The organism is Streptomyces sp. NPDC048479 (assembly GCF_040651435.1).
Lineage (GTDB): Bacteria > Actinomycetota > Actinomycetes > Streptomycetales > Streptomycetaceae > Streptomyces.
This window is the reverse complement of the sequence record NZ_JBEZKA010000006.1, coordinates 101,199-117,939: the sequence shown is the minus strand read 5'-3', so window position 1 is coordinate 117,939 and position 16,741 is coordinate 101,199. Positions and strand designations below refer to the sequence as shown.

Sequence of the window (16,741 nt, the reverse complement as noted above, 5' to 3'; positions counted from 1 at the left end):
GGGCGCACGGGAGGCGCACGATGCGTGTCGCAAGCCTCGTGTGCCCCTACGTATGCCGTTGCCCGGCTTGCCATGCTTTCCCGGGTGCGCCCCGGGAAGGCGGGCGGGGCTCTGCGCCAGAGCTTTATGCCAGACCTTTACCCAGAGCTCCGCTCGAGAACTCTCCGCGGGGGCTTCCCGCGGAGAGCCTCACCCGAGGCCTCACCCGAGGGCTTACGCAAGACCGAGCTGCTCCGCGGCCGCGGCCGCGTCGACCGGCACGGTGACCGGCTGGGGCGCTCCGGCGACCGCCCAGTCCGGGTCCTTGAGTCCGTTTCCGGTGACCGTGCAGACGATCTTCTGGCCCGGGTCGACCTTGCCCTGCTCGGCGGCCTTGAGCAGACCGGCTACCGAGGCAGCCGATGCGGGCTCCACGAAGACGCCCTCCTGCGAGGCCAACAGCCGGTAGGCGCGCAGGATCTCACGGTCCGTCACCTCGTCGATGAAACCGCCCGACTCATCCCGCGCGGCGAGCGCGTGCTGCCAGGAGGCCGGGTTGCCGATCCGGATCGCGGTGGCGATGGTCGACGGGTCCTTGACGATCTCCCCGCGCACGATCGGCGCCGAGCCGGAGGCCTGGAAGCCCCACATTCGGGGAGTGTGCGTGGACATCTGGTCCGCGGCGTACTCCTTGTACCCCTTCCAGTACGCCGTGATGTTGCCGGCGTTGCCGACCGGCAGCACATGGATGTCCGGGGCGTCGCCGAGCGCGTCGACGATCTCGAACGAAGCGGTCTTCTGACCCTCGATGCGGAACGGATTGACCGAATTGACCAGCGCCACAGGGTAGTTCTCGGACAGGCGGCGGGCCAGGTTCAGGCAGTCGTCGAAGTTCCCGTCGACCTGCAGGATCCGCGAGCCGTACACCAGCGCCTGCCCCATCTTGCCGAGGGCGATCTTGCCCTGGGGCACCAGGACGGCGCAGACCATTCCGGCCCGTACGGCATAGGCCGCGGCCGAGGCGGAGGTGTTGCCGGTGGAGGCGCAGATGACCGCCTGCGCGCCCTCCTCCTTGGCCTTGGTGATGGCCATGGTCATTCCGCGGTCCTTGAAGGACCCGGTGGGATTGGCGCCCTCGACCTTGAGGTGCACCTCGCAGCCCGTGCGCTCGGAGAGGACCTGAGCGGGGACGAGCGGCGTACCGCCCTCACGGAGTGTGACGACCGGCGTCGTGTCCGTGACCGGAAGACGGTCCCGGTACTCCTCGATGATGCCGCGCCACTGGTGGGTGCCCTTGCTGGTCATGGGTCCTTTACTCCCCTTCAACACGCATGATGCTGGCGACACCGCGCACGGTGTCGAGCTTGCGCAGCGCCTCGACGGTCCCTGAGAGGGCGGCGTCGGGCGCGCGGTGGGTGACGACGACGAGGTCGGCCTCGCCGTCCTTGCCCTGCTGACGGACCGTATCGATGGATACGCCGTGCTCGGCGAAGACCGTCGCCACCTGGGCGAGTACGCCAGGCTTGTCGGCCACGTCGAGGCTGATGTGGTACCGCGTCACCACGTCGCCCATGGGGCTCACGGGCAGCTGGGTGTACGCGGACTCGCCCGGTCCGGTGGACTCGGCGAGCTTGTTGCGGCAGACGGCCACGAGGTCGCCGAGTACGGCGGAGGCGGTCGGCGAGCCGCCGGCGCCCGGACCGTAGAACATCAGCTGCCCGGCCGCCTCGGCCTCGACGAATACGGCGTTGTACGCCTCGCGGACGGAGGCGAGCGGGTGGCTGAGCGGAATCATCGCCGGGTGGACGCGGGCGGTGACGGACCGGCCGTCGGCCGCGCGCTCACAGATGGCGAGGAGTTTGACGGTGCAGCCCATGCGCTTGGCGGAGGCGATGTCGGCGGCGGTGACCTCGGTCAGGCCCTCGCGGTAGACGTCGTCGAGGCGTACGCGGGTGTGGAAGGCGATCCCGGCGAGGATGGCGGCCTTGGCGGCGGCGTCGAAGCCCTCGACGTCGGCGGTCGGGTCGGCCTCGGCGTATCCGAGGGCGGTGGCCTCGTCGAGCGCCTCGGAGTAGCCGGCGCCCGAGCCGTCCATCTTGTCGAGGATGAAGTTGGTCGTGCCGTTGACGATGCCGAGCACACGGTTGACCTTGTCGCCCGCGAGGGACTCGCGCAGCGGCCTGATCAGCGGAATCGCACCCGCGACCGCGGCCTCGAAGTAGAGATCCCTACCGTGCTCCTCGGCGGCGGCGTAGAGGGTCGCGCCGTCCTCGGCCAGCAGCGCCTTGTTGGCGGAGACGACGGACGCTCCGTGCTCGAACGCGGCGGTGATGAGGGAGCGGGCGGGCTCGATGCCGCCGATGACCTCGATGACGACGTCGATGTCGCCGCGTTTGACCAGGGCAGTCGCATCGGTGGTGATCAGCGCGGGGTCGATGCCCTCGCGCACCTTGGAGGGCCGGCGGACCGCCACGCCCGCCAGTTCCACCGGAGCGCCGATACGAGCCGCGAGGTCGTCGGCGTGCGTCGTCATGATGCGCGCCACCTCTGAGCCGACCACTCCACAGCCCAGCAGCGCCACCTTCAGCGGACGCGTACGCATCATCCGACCTCGTTTCGTGTACATCTACGGTGTGGACCAGTCTCACTCACCGGACGGGAGTTTCTATCCCCCGTCCGGCATGCGAGACATCTATCTCAACTAACCGACATCGAGACGCAGGAGATCTTCCTCCGTCTCACGCCGGACGATCACGCGCGCCTCGCCGTCCTTGACGGCGACGACGGGCGGGCGCAGTGCGTGGTTGTAGTTGCTGGCCATCGAGCGGCAGTACGCGCCGGTGGCGGGCACGGCGATCAGATCGCCGGGCGCGAGGTCGGCCGGGAGGAAGGCATCCTTGACGACAATGTCGCCGCTCTCGCAGTGCTTGCCCACGACGCGGGTGAGCATCGGCTCCGCGTCGGAGGTCCTCGACACGAGCGCGACGCTGTACTCGGCGTCGTAGAGGGCCGTACGGATGTTGTCCGACATGCCGCCGTCGACGGAGACGTACGTACGCAGTCCCTCGAGCGGCTTGATGGTGCCGACCTCGTAGAGGGTGAAGGCGGTGGGCCCGACGATGGCGCGGCCCGGCTCGACGGAGATCCGGGGCGTCCGCAGGTTCGCGGCCTCACACTCACGGGTGACGATCTCGCTGAGGGCCTTGGCGATGTCGTGCGGCTCGCGCGGGTCGTCGTCGGAGGTGTACGCGATGCCGAGACCGCCGCCGAGGTCGATCTCGGGCAGCTCGATACCGTGCTCGTCCCGTACTTCGGCGAGCAGCTGCACGACGCGGCGCGCGGACACCTCGAAACCGGCCATGTCGAAGATCTGCGAGCCGATGTGCGAGTGAATACCGATCAGCTCGAGTCCGTCGAGCCTGAGGGCGCGCCGTACGGCCTCGGCGGCCTGCCCACCGGCGAGTGCGATCCCGAACTTCTGGTCCTCGTGGGCGGTGGCGATGAACTCGTGCGTGTGCGCCTCGACGCCGACGGTGACACGGATCTGGACGCGCTGGCGCTTGCCCTGCCGCTGGGCGATGTGCGCTACGCGCACAATCTCCTGGAAGGAGTCGAGAACGATGCGCCCGACGCCGACGCGTACGGCTCGTTCGATCTCTTCCTCGGACTTGTTGTTGCCGTGGAAGGCGATGCGCTCGGCGGGCATCCCGGCGTCGAGGGCGGTGGTGAGCTCGCCCCCGGAGCAGACGTCGAGATTGAGGCCTTCCTCCTTGAGCCACCTGACCACTGCCCGGGACAGGAACGCCTTGCCCGCGTAGAACACATCCGCGTCCTTGCCGAAGGCGTCGGCCCAGGCACGGCAGCGGGCCCGGAAGTCGTCCTCGTCGAGGAAGTAGGCGGGGGTGCCGAACTCCTCGGCCAGCCGCGTCACTTCGATCCCGCCGACGGAGACGGCGCCATCCTCGTTCCGGGTGACCGTCCTGGCCCAGACCTTCTCGTCGAGAACGTTGAGGTCGGTCGGCGGGGCGGTGTAGTGGCCCTCGGGGAGGACGTCTGCGTGGCGGGGCCCGGCGGGGTGTGCGGAACGGCTCATTTTCGTTGCTCTCTCACAAGTATTCGGGTGCGCTGATGCCGAGCAGGGACAGGCCACCGGCGAGCACCGTCCCGGCGGCTTCGGCGAGCGCGAGCCGGGAACGGTGGGCGGCCAGGGGTTTTTCGTCGCCGATGGGCAGCACCGTGTGCTGGAAGGCGAGGAGGGAGTCGGCCGTGCTCTCCAGATGCCGGGCGAGCCGGTCGGGAGCGCGGTGGCGGGCGGCGCCGGCGAGGACGGCGGGGTAGTCGCCGACAGCGGTGGTGAGGACGGCGGCGTCGACGTGCGTCTCGGGGGCGCTGTCGAAGTCGAGCTGTGCGGCGTTACGGGTGAGGGCGCGGCTGCGGGAGCAAGCGTACTGGATCTTGAACAGCGGGTTGCTCTCGTGCTGCGTCAACAGCTCCTCCCCGGCCGAGGGGTGATCGTGCCCGGCGGGTCGCAGCAGCGCCCAGCGCGCGGCATCGGGCCCGAGCCGCTGAAGGAGTTCACGGGGCCCCTCCTCCGCGGGCACGGGGGTCACATCGGCGGGCAGATAGCGGCGTCCCCCTTGCGCCTCGACGCGTACCCGCAACTCGGCCCAGGCCGGGTCGGCCACCCCTTCGCAGCTGGTACGGACGAGGGTGCCCTGCGACACCAGGATCCGGCGCAGGGCATCGGCGGTGACGGCGGCGCGTACGTCGGCGCGGTAGCTGGGTTGCGCGATCGCCCCGGTCGGCGCGATCCACCCGTACTTACTCCCCCGCTCCAGCACCTCCCGTACGAGCGCCTGCTGCGCGCCCACGTCCAGGGTGATGTTGAGGAAGCCGGGCCCGGTGATCTCGATCCCGGCGATCCCGGGGACCTCGGCGATCCGGCGACCCAGCAGTTCGGCGACCGCACGGGGCCGCTGCCCGGCCGGCCCGGCCAGCCGCAGCGCGACATTGGTGGCGTAGTCCCCGCAGCCACCGGGCCGCGGCCGCTCGACGCTGACACTCTCGGGCACGGGCGCCCGCAGCGCACCGTCCTCCACCGCGCGGCACACGGCGTGCAGCACGGTTCGGGAGAGCTCGGCGGGGGTCACGGGGACAAGCGTATGGGAGGGAGGGGGGCCCTTCGCGAACCGGTTTCGCGATGCGGTCAGCCCCGTGTGCTTCCCGCCCGCCCGGCGCCATGCCTGCCGTCGACGGACGGCGGACCCTCCCGACGCATCAACTGCCGTACGAGACGGACCAGCTCGGAGGGCTCGAAGGGCTTCGCGAGAAAGGCGTCCACACCGGCGGCGAGCCCGCTCTCCACCTCGTACTGCGTGCACGCACTGATGATCGCGACCGGCAGATGACTGGTCCGCGGATCGGCCCGCAGCCGGGCGGCGGTGCGCAGTCCGTCGAGGCGGGGCATGACGACATCGAGGGTGACCACATCGGGGCAGACGCGATGCACGACATCCAGACACTCGGCACCATCGGCCGCGGTCACGACCTCGAAGCCCTCCAGCTCGAGGTTGACCCTGATCAGCTGCCGTATGACCCTGTTGTCGTCGACAACGAGCACCCGGCCGGACACGCCTGACACAACTCGAGAGTAGGTCGGGGGGCAGGGCTGCGTCCGGGTTTTGCCCACTTCCACCCTGTGCGGGCGACCGGAGCGGGCGCGCGACGAGGGCGACGGGGCCGGCGCGCGGGGCGCTGCAGGGGCGGCTGGAGGGGGCGGAAATACCTGTTCACGGCGACCCTGTGGGAGCTGGTAGGGTTCTACCCGTCGCCGCAGAAGTGCGGTGGAACGCCCCCGTAGCTCAGGGGATAGAGCAACGGCCTCCGGAGCCGTGTGCGCAGGTTCGAATCCTGCCGGGGGCACCCTGTATGAGGTGCCCAAAGACCCCGCCATCAGCGCTTTAGCTGAAGACGGGGTCTTGGCGTATGTGCAGCCGTATGTCGCTCAGAGTCGCCGTATGACAGAGTCCGCGGCCTATTCGCGGCCTGGACCGTAGCCCGTCGTTCCAGGTCAGTCCCCCGAAATGACGAAGACCCCCGGACGAATCCAGGGGTCTCGGAGCGTATCGCTGCTCACTCGTACTCGCGCAGCAGGTCCTCGATGCGCCGATTCGCCACCTCTTGGCGGCCGTCGAGGCACTTGGCGTATCGACTGAGGAGCACCTCCACACTGTTGCCAGCTCGCTCGGCGACCTCGGTGGCATCCACGCCAGCGTTGAGCCACGTTGAGAGCGCCGAGTGCCGCAGGTCGTACGGCCGTCGAGCGAGGGGGGAGGCCGCCACGGCCGGTGGGAGCGCCAGCGTCCGGGCTTCCTGCCAGGCCCGGTGATAGGTCGAGGAGGAGACCACTCCTCCGTTCTCACTGAAGAACAGACGACCGTCGTCAGCGGTCCCGAAGGTCTCAATGTGCTCGCGGAAGATCATCACGAGCTGGGGAGGAATGGGCACGCGACGTACGCCTTCGTTCGGGCGATTCTTCAGGCCGCGGTCGTCATGGTTCTCCCCCGTGTCGGTCCACTGCTTGCCCACGCTCGGGCGTGTCCGGTGCAGCAGTACAGAGCCCCACCCGGACGCGGGGAGCGTCAGATCCGGCTCGGCCAGGCCCACCACCTCAGCAGGCCGAAAGCCCCCGAAATACATCCCGGCGAACAGGCCCACCAGGCGCCGGCCACGGGCTCGCCGGTAGCCGCCGACGTACGAGGCGGCGTGCAGCAGGGACCGAGCTTGCTCAGGGTTCGCAACGACCCGCGGGTCCACCTCGCTGGAAACCTTGGGCTTCTGCCAGCGCAGGGAAGCGAGCGGATTTTCCGAGAACTCCCCCAGGTCAACGGCGTAATTCAAAGCGTTGACGAGGGTGCGCCGCTTGCGTCGTACCGTCTCGGCAGCCGCCGCAGTGCCATCCAGTTTCAGCTTGAGCGAGTCGAGAACAGCCCGTCCGACCACCGGGTCAGCGAGGTCCGCCAGAGGGAACGAGGCTTTGGCGACCCAATGCAGGATGTTGCCGACCTCGGCAGGGAGTTCCCTGTCGGTGGGTCCGGGAATGACGAAGGCCCACGTTCGCAGAGCCTTGCGAAGCGCTTCATTGGCAGGCCGACCCGGTCGATCGTCCAGAAGCGAGATTGTCACGGACGTAAGCGACTCATTGATGCCGTCGCGCGTGTTCGGCGCCGCGTGCGGCCACTTCATGGCGAGGTACGTCAGCGCGAATTCGTACCAGCTCAGAGTTTCCTTCTTCTCGACCATCGAGTCCGGTAGCCCCGACTCCGTGTCGAACTCCTCGCCCTCCCGTGCAGCCCTCAGGAGCTTGGAGCGGAAGCTATCGGCGAGCGCTTTGGTCTTACGAGTCTGCGAAAAGGGCTCCCCCGCCACCTTCCATCGCACCTGATAAGAGGGACGGGCACCCTGCTTGGTCCGAATCGACCACACCCGCACATCTGTGGTCTTCATGCAGCCTTCTCCAAGCCCCGCAGCCAAGCGTCGAAGTCACTCCGCCAGACGCGCAGCTCGCCGTTCGGCAATTTAAAGGCAACCGGGGCCCGGCCAAGCTCGCGCCACCGGTAGAAAGTCCGCCGAGAGACGTCCTTAAGTTCGTCCAGGATCTGCGCAGTGGTCATCAGCTCGTCTCTCACGTCATCGCTCCTTCCCGGGCGCGTTGGTCTTGCATGGCTTCGCGGGCTGTTTCTCGGTTGATGCGGATGTCTTCGGCGATGGAGGCGGCGAGGGCGGATTCGCCGGGGGTGTGGCCGTGGCCGGCGTAGCGCCAGTCGGCGAGGACGAGGGTGGTTTCCGGCTCGGGGAGGCCGAGCGCTTGGCGTTGCTCGGTGGCGCGGTAGTCGGCGCGGACCTGACGCCGTTCGGCGAACGTCGAGGAGTAGCGGCGGGACTTGGTGAGGAAGTGGCCGCGGAAGCCGAGCATGTGAGCCCAGGCCCACAACTTCCGTTCGGGGTAGAGCGGGTCGAGGTCCCAGCAGGCGCGGATGAGCCGGCGGGCGTGGTCGGGTACGTGGTGTTGGTCGAGTTCGGCGAGTTCGCCGATGCGGCGGTCGAGGGTGCCGGTGGTCTCGGCTGCTTTGGTGGCGTACTTGGCGACGTAGGAGGCCACTGCCCCTTCGCTGATGTCGTCACCGTTGTCGAAGGCTTTGATCGGGCGGATGTCGAGCTGGCTGCCCCAGCGCAGCGAGCGAGCCAGCTGGTCCCCGGCGGCGCGCACCTTCGCGGTGACGTACGGGTGAGCGGCAGCAGCCTTGATGCAGCGGGTGAGGAGTTCCGTCGTCGCCCACCGCGGCGGCAGCGTGTCGGGCCCGTCGGGTCCGTCGATGCGGATGATGGCGTGGAAGTGGATCGCTCCGCGCTTTTGGAATTCGGCGACCTTGTTGAAGGACAGCCGGGCGATCTCTTTGAATGCCTTCTGGGTGAGTCCGGCGGCGGCGGCGATCTCCCGGCGGAGCCGGTTGACGAAGCGGTGCCACAGCTCCCCGGCGTGGTTGTTGAACAGCACCGCCCCGGCGTAGTCGTACGTGGTCGGATCGAGAGCTGTCCCGAGGGTGGAGTCGTCCTCGGAGTGGCGGGTGCCGCAGCGGCAGCGGCCGGTGTCAGGACGGTTGTGGACCGGCCCGAAGGAGGGAGCGGTCAGGGTCGTGAAGACGCGGGGGCGTTCGCGGACGGTGGTCGGGATGTTCATGGTGTCGTCGCCGGCCAAGCCCGCACGCACCAACCGGTAGGCATCCCCGGCGTAGAGGTAGGCGCAGGGCTGGCAGCGGGAGGCGCGGCGGTTGCCGCAGGCGATGCGGAGCCGGCCGCCGGGCTCATCCTGGGTGGAGTACGTGTGCAGAACCTGCCCGGTTGTCCTATCCCGGGTCAGGGACCAGCCGGTCAGGTGGATGGGCTGTGCGCATCCGCCGGTCCTCTTGATCTGATCTTGCCAGCGGTCGAAGTCGGGGGCCGAAGCCACCCTGAGCAGGTCGCCCAGGATGGTCGGATCGAGCGTGTCAGCCACGGGCAGCCCCCAGAGCGTCAGCAACGGGCGGGGAGGCGAGCAGGCCGGAGGCCGGGGTCCACAGTCCACGCGCACCGGGCCACGGCAGCGGCTCGGCGAGCGGGACGACGTCGGTCAGGCGCCAGTGCCAGCGGCCTCGGGCGGACCACAGGGTGCACCAGCCGTCGTCTTCGTGGCAGCTTTCCAGACGGGCGACGGCGACGATCGCGCCTCGGGGGAAGGGTCGGCGCAGGAACGGCCGGGCCAGCGGGGCGTCTTTCGCGTTGGGGTCGGTGGTGCGTCCGGCGTGGATGAGGACCGGGCCGCGGTGGTCGGTGGGCCAGCTGCGGTTTTCGATCCGCTTGGTGCCATAGGCGATGGCGCTTGCCCAGGGCTGCCACACGGTCAGCGCCAAGACCGGGGCGGTGTCGAGTTCGGCACGGTGGGGCATCAGAGCACCTCCAGCAGGGCTGAGGCGATCCATTGGGCGACGTTGGCGGGCACGGCGTTTCCGGCCTGCTTGGTCTGCTCTCCCCCGTGGCCCAGCACGGTGTAGTCGTCGGTGAAGCGCTGGGCACGCAGGTGCTCGCGGGCGGACAGCATCCGGAAGTAGCAGTCCTCCACCTCGATCAGGTCCGGGGCGTGCTCGGTGCCCAGGACGACGCCGGCGGACTCGCGGGTGGCGATGGTGTGCAGCGGTGTCCCGGTCGTGGTCGGTGCGCCCCTGCGGTAGGGGATGACCAGACCGTGGTGGTTGCCTCCGGCGGTGATCGCGGCCAGCGGGTCACCGACTCCCCGGGTGGTGGAGCCGCCGCCGCGGTGCTCGGTGATGAACGGGGCGGGCAGCAGCAGGGCTTCGCTCTCGCGGGTGGTGCGGGTCCGCATGGGCACGGTGACCGCGGTGGTGTCGGTGTTCCAGCTGCCGCCGACGGGGACCAGCAACGGCGGGATGGCGATGCCGTCGCCGATCCGTACTGTGCGGGTGGGCAACGGCGCCGCCAAGGCGGGGAAGGCGCGGCCGTCGCCCTGGTCGCTGTGGTTGACCGTGACCACGGACGGCACCCGGTGCTTGTCCAGGCCGAGGCGAATCTTGCGCAGGGTGGAGGCCGCGAGGGGCTTCATGCCCTTGGTGTGCCGGTCACCGATCCGGATCCCGGGATCGGCCCAGTTGATCGCACCCGCTGCGGGGCGTACGTAGGGTTCGACGATCTGATGGCGGCAGGCGGGGTGGGGGCAGCGGAAGTCGTACTGCTGGCGGTATTTGCCGATCTTGCGGCCGTTGCGCCAGGACTGGACCGCGGGCACGTCCTGTTCGCACACCGGGCACCAGGCGGGCGGGCGGACATCGAGGTTCGGTGCCCGCAGCTGGTGGCGGGTGAAGACGATGAAGATGCGGTCCCGCCACTGCGGGGCGTGCGGGTTGTCGTCCGCGCCGATGTGGGCGGCGGTGACGGACACGATCTGGTGGCGAAAGCCCAGGATCTCCCAGGCGTGCAGCCACCAGGAGAACAGCGGCCAGGCGGTGGCGAAGCGGGGGACGTTCTCGCACACGACGGCGTCGAAGTTGTGGACCTCTGCTGCGCGCAGGATGTCGTAGGCGGTGGCCCTGGTGCGCTCCCACGCGGCGTCCTGGATGGGTCCTTCTTCCAGCAGGTCCAGTTGGCCGGGGGTGGGCGGGGGCTTGGGGCGGCTGATGCCGTCGGCGGGGCTGCCCTCGGTGCAGATCGGGGAGCCGACCAGGACCCGGGCCTTGGGAAGGCGTCGCATGTCGTAGTGGTCCAGGTCCACGCAGAGGTGTTCGGCGTCGGGGAAGTTGGCCGCGTGCGTCTCCACCGCGCGGTCCCAGTGGTTGGCACCGAGCACGACGTCGAAGCCGGCGCGGCGGAACCCGTCGGAGTCCCCACCGGCGCCGCAGAACAGATGGATGGACGTCGGCCGGGAAGTGGCGGATCGGCGCGTCACCGGCCTGCCTCCAGCCCGGACGAGGTCACAGCCAGCTGGTGGGAGTTCACGGTCGGGCGGCGGGTGGTGACGAGCCAGAGGGGGGCGGTGCCAGTGCCGTGGCAGGCCGGGCAGACGACGGGAACGGTGGTGCGGGTGCCGTCCTGGTCGCGGGTGCCGGTGGTGATGGCGACGGTCGGGAAGCCGTCGCAGTCGGGGCAGATCCGCGCAGCACGAGAGGTGTGGTCGGGCATCATGGAGATTCCTTCCGGTTGAGAGATCGGGTAGGGGCGCGGCGCCGGAGCGGGCGGATACTTGGCGGTTGAAGACCGCTCCGGGGCCGGTCAGCGTGTGGTGCGTTTGCGGTCTGCCTTGGGTGTCTTGATGGCGAGGGTGATGAGCCCGCCACCGCCGATGAGGGTGGGCACCGCTGTCTTGATCGCGGCTGCGGTGGTTGCGGCGACCTTCACCAGGGACAGCACGGCCACGGTGGTGATGTAGACCAGGCCGCAGATGCCGACCGTGGCGACCAGGACCAGGACCACCGGCCCGACCCAGGAGCGGGGCGCGGTGTGGACGATGACCACCGAGCGGGGGTCTGTGCCCGGGGGAATCAGTTCAGCCGGGATGTGGCCACTGCGGAGCTGGGCGTCGGGGCGTATCACGAGTGTTCTCCCTTCTGGGCTGGCTACTTGGCGGTGCCGTTGACGACGTCAACACCGGCCTTGGTGCCGGACTCGATCGCCGGGGCAGCGAAGGTGTCGGCGAGGAGAAAGCCGCCGAGGAGGAGCACGACGATCAGCCAGGTCGGCGGGCGCATCAGGCGGATTCCGAAGTAGCCGAAGATGGCGACGACGAGGATCAGCGGCAGTTCGACGTTCACGGCTGGTCAGTCCTTTCCGGTGAGTTGGAGGGCGATGGCTTCGGCGAGTTGCGGGGCGACGCCGAGGCGGGCGCGCAGCGTGCTGGGGTCGATCGGGCTGCCGGTGGCGGTGTGGTGTGCATGGGCGACCTTGCGGGCGTGCGCCAGGAGCGCAGCGGGCACCGGGACGGGGGGCGGCAGGGCCGGAACCGGATCCGCCTCGGGCGCCGGGACCGGAGCAGGTTCGTCACGGGTCACGGCGATGTCCGGGGCAGGTTCAGCAGCATGCGTCGCGGTCGGTGCGGTCTGCGTGCGCGCCTGCGGTGGGGTGTGGACGAGCAGGGTTCCGCCGAGGAACGCGAGGGCGGGCCAGCCGGCTACCAGGATCCGCAGCCAGGCGGGCACGGCATTCAGGTCGAGCAGCCCCGCGGTGGCGATGTTCGCGCCGAGGGATGCGGCAAGGGCGACGGTGAACCAGGTCCACGCGGCGCGGGTCGGGCCGCCATCGGTGCGCAGGATCCGCAGCCGTCGCCAGGCCGCGACCAGGAGCAGGTCCACGCTGATCGGGTAGGCCCAGGCCTTCCAGCCGTCCTGTCCGGCAGCGGCGGCGATGTCGTGCAGGTGGGCGAAGGACAGCGCACCGGCGATCACGGCTTGCACCAGCACGGCGTCCGGGCGGATCGGGCGGGTCACGGGTCTTCACCTCCTTCACAAAGGGGTTGGGGCCGGGGCCGGGCGGGGCTCATACGTCCTGCCGCCCGGCACCCAGCGGGGATCTATTCGGGGGCTTGGCCGGTGCCGAAGCAGGTCAGGCACAGGGCTTCCTGCCGGTCAGAGCTCTCGCGCTTGCTGCGGGCGCCGACCTTGAAGGACTCGGAGACCTGACCGGTCGTGCAGTCCGGACACGGCGTGCGCTTGCTCTTGGCCGGGCGGCGGGCGGTGCGCTTGGGTGCCGTCACGGGCTTCTCCTTTCGGGCATGGCGGGGGTAGGGACCTGGCGCGAGACGGTCACGCCGACCGGAGTGCAACGGGGAGCTACGAGGCGCTGGGTGCACCCATCGGCACGGTCACCGGTACGGGGGCCTCGGTGCGCGGGCGGAACGGTGCCAGGGCCGGGATCTGCGGGGTGAGGTGCCCGAACTTGTGGCACACCGCGGCGACTTGACCCAGCGACGTCTTCGGGGTGCGGATGCGCGACCAGCCGCCCGAGGAGTCGCCCGCGATGGCGGTACCGGCCTGTTCGGGAGCGATGCTGGTCGCTGCGAACACGGCCAGTTCACTGACGTCGCCCAGGCCCATGTCGGCGGTCTGCTTGTCGTTGCAGCGATGCACCACACGGCCGGTGAGCTGGGCACGCAGGGCCGTTGCGCCCTTGCCGAGTTCGGAGCCGAAGCGCTGCCCGCACACCTCCAGGTAGATGCCGACCGCACGGGCCAGCTGCGCGAGACGGACCAGCTGAGTGACCATGCGATCCCGCCGTGCCGTGTCTGCCCTGGAGGTGATCAGGAACAGTTCGGCGATCTCATCGATCAGCACCACGATCGGAACCGGGCGGAGCTTCCTCGGCAGGCCCCAGATGTCGGAGGTGATGTCCTCCAGCGGGGTGCCCGGGGAGATGCCCTGGTGCAGGCACAGCAGGTCGAACCGCTCTTCCATCTCCTCCACGAGCGCATCGAGCAGCGCGTCAGCCTGATCCGGAGTGATGGCCAGGGCCGACAAGCGCGGTGAGAAGGCCGTTTGCTCAACGCCGCGCTTGCAGTCGATGCCCACCAGGGCGACATCAAGGGGCGCGAGGGCTTTGATCAGGCAGCGCTGGTACATCGACTTGCCGGACTTGTTCGCACCCAGAGTGAGGGAGTGCGGGATGTCCTGGTAGTCGCGGACGAACGGCCGGCCGTCCTCCCGCAGCGCGACCGCGACGGACAGCGGTCCCGAGGGCAGGCGGCGCGGCATGCGTACGTGGTCGAGGATGTCGAAGCCGGTCATCCGCAGGTCGACCACACCGGGCTTGATCTCGGCGACGTGCACCGAGTAGACGCCCCAGGCGTGCCGCAGCCGTTCGGCCGACTTGACCACGTCTTCCGGGGCCAGGCCCGCGGCCAGCCGCAGGCGAAGACGGAGACCGGTGCTGGTGGGGCGTATCCCTCGGATCTTCGGGATTCCCGGGCGGCTCACCTTGTCGCCGGCGGACAGCTTGTGGGCGAACACCCGCCACCACGGCGGAGCCACGGTCAGTTCGCAGGCTTCCATCGTCTGGCGGTAGGAGGAGAGCACCCGGTACAGGGCTGCCGGAAGGCCGAACAGAACCCAGTACAGAGCCGGGGCCTTGGCGCGAGTGACCAGCGCGAGTACCGCTATCGCAGCAGCGACTAAGAGCAGGTCGGTCACGGCGATCAGCCCTGGCCGTTCGGGGCGGCCGCAACCTCCGCGGCCATCACCGCAGTTGCCCTGTAGCTGATGCCGTGCCCGTATTCGTTCTCCCACGGAGTGGCCACCAGACCCGGCAGAGCCACCGGCATGCCGGGGAACAGGTCCGGCTGAATCCCGTCCTCAGCGACCACGACGGTCTCAGCGTCGGGACGGCCGTCCACGATCACCGCGACGTTCACGTTGTACAGAACCTTGCCGGACTGCTTGTCGATCGCGACCTCACCGGTCTCCCGGTTCTTGACCTTCTTCTCCGGGACCTGGATGAGCATCACCGTCATGGCCTCGGTTTTCACGGGGATCTTGCGCATGATGGAACTCCCTTTCAGGGGATTGGGAGGGCGGCGAACTACTTGGCGGTTGGGCGTCGCCCTCTCGGCTTCTCACGACTGGAATGCCATGAGCTATGTTGCTCTATAGCAAGCTAGAGCACAAGGGGTAGTGCGCAATACAGTGCGCTAGTTCGGACCGCTCGATACCCTCGATCCATGACCGTTGCTGCCCACGATCCGAGGCCCAAGAAGGTGCAGATCTCCGACGCCCTGCGTACGGAGATCACGACCGCCCCACTTCCATCGGGGCATCGCCTTGCATCGCTTCGAGATCTCGCCGAAAGGTTCGAGGTCACGACAGTCACGATCGGCAATGCACTCCAGATCCTCATGGATGAGGGGCTGGTCACGTCCGTACCGACGCGTGGGTACTTCGTGCAGACGCCTCCTGCTGACACGGTGGAGGCGACGGGCGCTGTTGAGCGGGACGAGATCAACGCAATCCACTCCGAGATCCGAAGACTTGCCGCCCGGGTGGCCGAGTTGGAGAAGCGAGTCGATCACGAGGGCAGCGCCTGACTGGTGACCCACCATGCGCGCTCCGTCATCGGGCAACTAGTGACAGGCTTGGTGTCACTGGGGGACAGCCCTGGTGCCAACCCCCTGTCACCCCCCATGTCACCGGCCTCTGGGATGCCATCCTCGAAGCAGGCACCCCGATGGGAGGGCACATGAGCGACGACCGTCCGGCATGGGCGCGACGCATCGCGGCGGAGCGAGAAGCCCGGCAGTGGTCACAGGCCGAAGCCGTAGCCGCGTTGCGAGCACACTCCCCCAAGCGCCTGCCCGAAGGCGCCAGCATGGTTCGGCAGTGGAAGCGTTGGGAGTCCGGCGAGGTCACGCCGAGCGAGTTCTACCAGCCGATCATTGCTGCAACCTTCGGCACGGTGACACACGCGATCTTCCCTGTCGCCAGTCGACGGGACGGCAACGCCGAAATCGTCGCGGCCAGCGGCATGGAGACGCTGGACATCATCAGCCGCTTGCAGGCTTCCGACGTCGACAGCGCCACCCTCGACGCGTTGAGGATCACCACCGATCGGCTGTGCTCGGAATACCCCCACCTGCCGAGCGCTCAGCTCGCGATGGAAGGGCGCCAGTGGCTCAAGCGTGTGGCCGGCCTCCAGGCGCAGCGGCTCACGCTTGCTCAGCACCGTGAGGTTCTAACGCTCTCCGGCTGGCTGGCCCTGTTGATCGGCTGTGTCGAGTACGACATGGGCGACCGAGCCGCCGCCGAGAGCACGCGCCGGGCTGCCCTGTCCCTCGCCCACGAGGCCGACAACTCCGAGATCACCGGTTGGGCACACGAGATGCGCGCCTGGTTCGCCCTCACAACCAGCGACTACCGCGGCATCCTTGCCGCTTCCCAGGCGGGCACCGAAGCGGCACCGACCCACGGCGTAGCCGTACAGCTCGCAGCGCAAGAAGCCAAAGGTTGGGCCCGACTTGGTGACCGTCGACAGACGGAAGTAGCGCTCGACCGCGGCCGAAAGCTGCTCGAAGGGATGCCGTACCCCGAGAACCTCGATCACCACTTCGTGGTGGACCCAGCCAAGTTCGACTTCTACGCGATGGATTGCTACCGACTACTCGGAGAGGACCGCTTCGCGGAGAACCTTGCTCACGAGGTCATTCGCGCCGGAACGGACTTCGACGGAGCCGAGCGATCGCCCATGCGGATGGCCGAAGCGCGGATCACTCTCGGCGTGGTCGCAGCCCGGCAGGGCGACCTAGATCAGGCCGTGAACTACGGCGCATGGGCGCTCAAGGGGGACCGGCAGTCCTTGCCTTCGCTTCTCATGGTCAGTCGAGAACTCGCCTCGATCGTCAACCGCGACTACGCCAACGAGGCAGCAGGCCGTGAGTACTTGGACCACTTAAACACGCTCGCCCGCGCCCGCTGAGTTGGGCGGACCGAATTTCGTAAAGCCGGACTCCAGGGGTAGGCATGCGACGCTGAAGGCATGGCTCGCGTCGACTACTTCAACGACCCTAAAGCTCCGACGGCAAACAGCATCGTTCCCTCTGTCACCGCGGTGGCCGTGAACGCCAGCGGGGAGGTACTGCTGATCCACAAAAGCGACAACGACCTGTGGGCACTGCCCGGTGGTGGAGTCGACGTAGGTGAGTCCGCGGCGGATTCCGCAGTGCGCGAGACGCTCGTCT

General features: G+C 68.8%; 19 protein-coding genes, 1 tRNA gene and 1 pseudogene. 4 read left to right on the top strand and 17 right to left on the bottom strand.

The window, feature by feature from the left end:
* Positions 1-213 precede the first annotated feature (213 nt).
* From thrC to AB0D12_RS11915, 5 genes are all read right to left on the bottom strand, one after another.
* Positions 214-1,284 carry a threonine synthase gene (gene thrC, locus AB0D12_RS11935; RefSeq protein WP_362680021.1) on the bottom strand — a complete coding sequence of 357 codons (1,071 nt, stop codon included), beginning with the start codon at positions 1,282-1,284 and terminating at the stop codon, positions 214-216.
* 7 nt (positions 1,285-1,291) lie between these two features.
* Positions 1,292-2,581, bottom strand: coding sequence for a homoserine dehydrogenase (locus tag AB0D12_RS11930; RefSeq protein ID WP_362680565.1), 1,290 nt, complete (start codon positions 2,579-2,581; stop codon positions 1,292-1,294).
* A 99-nt stretch (positions 2,582-2,680) separates the two neighbouring features.
* Positions 2,681-4,072, bottom strand: a complete 1,392-nt coding sequence (gene lysA, locus AB0D12_RS11925) for a diaminopimelate decarboxylase (protein WP_362680018.1) — start codon at positions 4,070-4,072, stop codon at positions 2,681-2,683.
* A gap of 13 nt (positions 4,073-4,085) precedes the next feature.
* The gene (gene nrtL, locus AB0D12_RS11920; protein ID WP_362680015.1) at positions 4,086-5,129 is read right to left on the bottom strand and encodes an ArgS-related anticodon-binding protein NrtL; all 1,044 of its coding nucleotides are present in this window, start codon (positions 5,127-5,129) and stop codon (positions 4,086-4,088) included.
* Positions 5,130-5,185: 56 nt separating this feature from the next.
* A complete protein-coding gene (locus tag AB0D12_RS11915; protein WP_362680562.1) occupies positions 5,186-5,611 on the bottom strand; it encodes a response regulator in 426 nt (141 codons plus the stop codon).
* Positions 5,612-5,829: 218 nt separating this feature from the next.
* Between AB0D12_RS11915 and AB0D12_RS11910 the strand changes: the two genes are divergently transcribed.
* A tRNA-Arg gene (locus tag AB0D12_RS11910) sits at positions 5,830-5,901 on the top strand.
* 210 nt (positions 5,902-6,111) lie between these two features.
* Here AB0D12_RS11910 and AB0D12_RS11905 read toward each other — a convergent pair.
* The 12 genes from AB0D12_RS11905 to AB0D12_RS11850 form a co-directional block, all read right to left on the bottom strand.
* On the bottom strand, positions 6,112-7,485 hold the full coding sequence (locus AB0D12_RS11905; RefSeq protein WP_362680012.1) for a site-specific integrase: 1,374 nt from the start codon (positions 7,483-7,485) through the stop codon (positions 6,112-6,114).
* Positions 7,482-7,652 carry a helix-turn-helix domain-containing protein gene (locus AB0D12_RS11900; protein WP_362680559.1) on the bottom strand — a complete coding sequence of 57 codons (171 nt, stop codon included), beginning with the start codon at positions 7,650-7,652 and terminating at the stop codon, positions 7,482-7,484. Before AB0D12_RS11900 ends, AB0D12_RS11905 begins: the two co-directional genes overlap by 4 nt.
* An 11-nt stretch (positions 7,653-7,663) precedes the next feature.
* On the bottom strand, positions 7,664-9,034 hold the full coding sequence (repSA, locus tag AB0D12_RS11895) for a replication initiator protein RepSA (protein WP_362680009.1): 1,371 nt from the start codon (positions 9,032-9,034) through the stop codon (positions 7,664-7,666).
* Positions 9,027-9,464: an ASCH domain-containing protein gene (locus tag AB0D12_RS11890; protein WP_362680006.1), complete on the bottom strand. Its 438-nt coding sequence runs from the start codon at positions 9,462-9,464 to the stop codon at positions 9,027-9,029. Before AB0D12_RS11890 ends, repSA begins: the two co-directional genes overlap by 8 nt.
* Complete coding sequence (locus tag AB0D12_RS11885; RefSeq protein ID WP_362680004.1) at positions 9,464-10,975, bottom strand: DNA cytosine methyltransferase; 1,512 nt, start codon at positions 10,973-10,975, stop codon at positions 9,464-9,466. Before AB0D12_RS11885 ends, AB0D12_RS11890 begins: the two co-directional genes overlap by 1 nt.
* Positions 10,972-11,208, bottom strand: coding sequence for a hypothetical protein (locus AB0D12_RS11880; RefSeq protein ID WP_362680556.1), 237 nt, complete (start codon positions 11,206-11,208; stop codon positions 10,972-10,974). The genes AB0D12_RS11885 and AB0D12_RS11880 overlap by 4 nt, the downstream gene beginning before the upstream one ends.
* Positions 11,209-11,298: 90 nt before the next feature.
* Complete coding sequence (locus AB0D12_RS11875; RefSeq protein ID WP_362680001.1) at positions 11,299-11,619, bottom strand: hypothetical protein; 321 nt, start codon at positions 11,617-11,619, stop codon at positions 11,299-11,301.
* Between the two features lie 23 nt (positions 11,620-11,642).
* Positions 11,643-11,837: a hypothetical protein gene (locus AB0D12_RS11870; RefSeq protein ID WP_362679998.1), complete on the bottom strand. Its 195-nt coding sequence runs from the start codon at positions 11,835-11,837 to the stop codon at positions 11,643-11,645.
* A gap of 6 nt (positions 11,838-11,843) precedes the next feature.
* Positions 11,844-12,509, bottom strand: a complete 666-nt coding sequence (locus AB0D12_RS11865) for a DUF2637 domain-containing protein (RefSeq protein WP_362679996.1) — start codon at positions 12,507-12,509, stop codon at positions 11,844-11,846.
* 83 nt (positions 12,510-12,592) lie between these two features.
* Complete coding sequence (locus tag AB0D12_RS11860) at positions 12,593-12,775, bottom strand: hypothetical protein (protein WP_362679993.1); 183 nt, start codon at positions 12,773-12,775, stop codon at positions 12,593-12,595.
* 76 nt (positions 12,776-12,851) lie between these two features.
* Positions 12,852-14,204 (bottom strand): FtsK/SpoIIIE domain-containing protein, encoded by a 1,353-nt coding sequence (locus tag AB0D12_RS11855; protein WP_362679990.1) that lies wholly within the window; start codon positions 14,202-14,204, stop codon positions 12,852-12,854.
* 5 nt (positions 14,205-14,209) lie between these two features.
* Positions 14,210-14,554 carry a hypothetical protein gene (locus AB0D12_RS11850; protein ID WP_362679987.1) on the bottom strand — a complete coding sequence of 115 codons (345 nt, stop codon included), beginning with the start codon at positions 14,552-14,554 and terminating at the stop codon, positions 14,210-14,212.
* 177 nt (positions 14,555-14,731) lie between these two features.
* Here AB0D12_RS11850 and AB0D12_RS11845 point away from each other — a divergent pair, with 177 nt between their 5' ends.
* From AB0D12_RS11845 to AB0D12_RS11835, 3 genes and pseudogenes are all read left to right on the top strand, one after another.
* Positions 14,732-15,094: a winged helix-turn-helix domain-containing protein gene (locus AB0D12_RS11845; RefSeq protein ID WP_362679984.1), complete on the top strand. Its 363-nt coding sequence runs from the start codon at positions 14,732-14,734 to the stop codon at positions 15,092-15,094.
* Positions 15,095-15,246: 152 nt separating this feature from the next.
* Entirely contained in the window at positions 15,247-16,479 is a 1,233-nt protein-coding gene (locus tag AB0D12_RS11840; RefSeq protein WP_362679982.1) for an XRE family transcriptional regulator, read from the top strand.
* Between the two features lie 60 nt (positions 16,480-16,539).
* A pseudogene (locus AB0D12_RS11835) lies at positions 16,540-16,731 on the top strand (NUDIX domain-containing protein); the annotation flags it as partial.
* Positions 16,732-16,741: the final 10 nt, after the last annotated feature.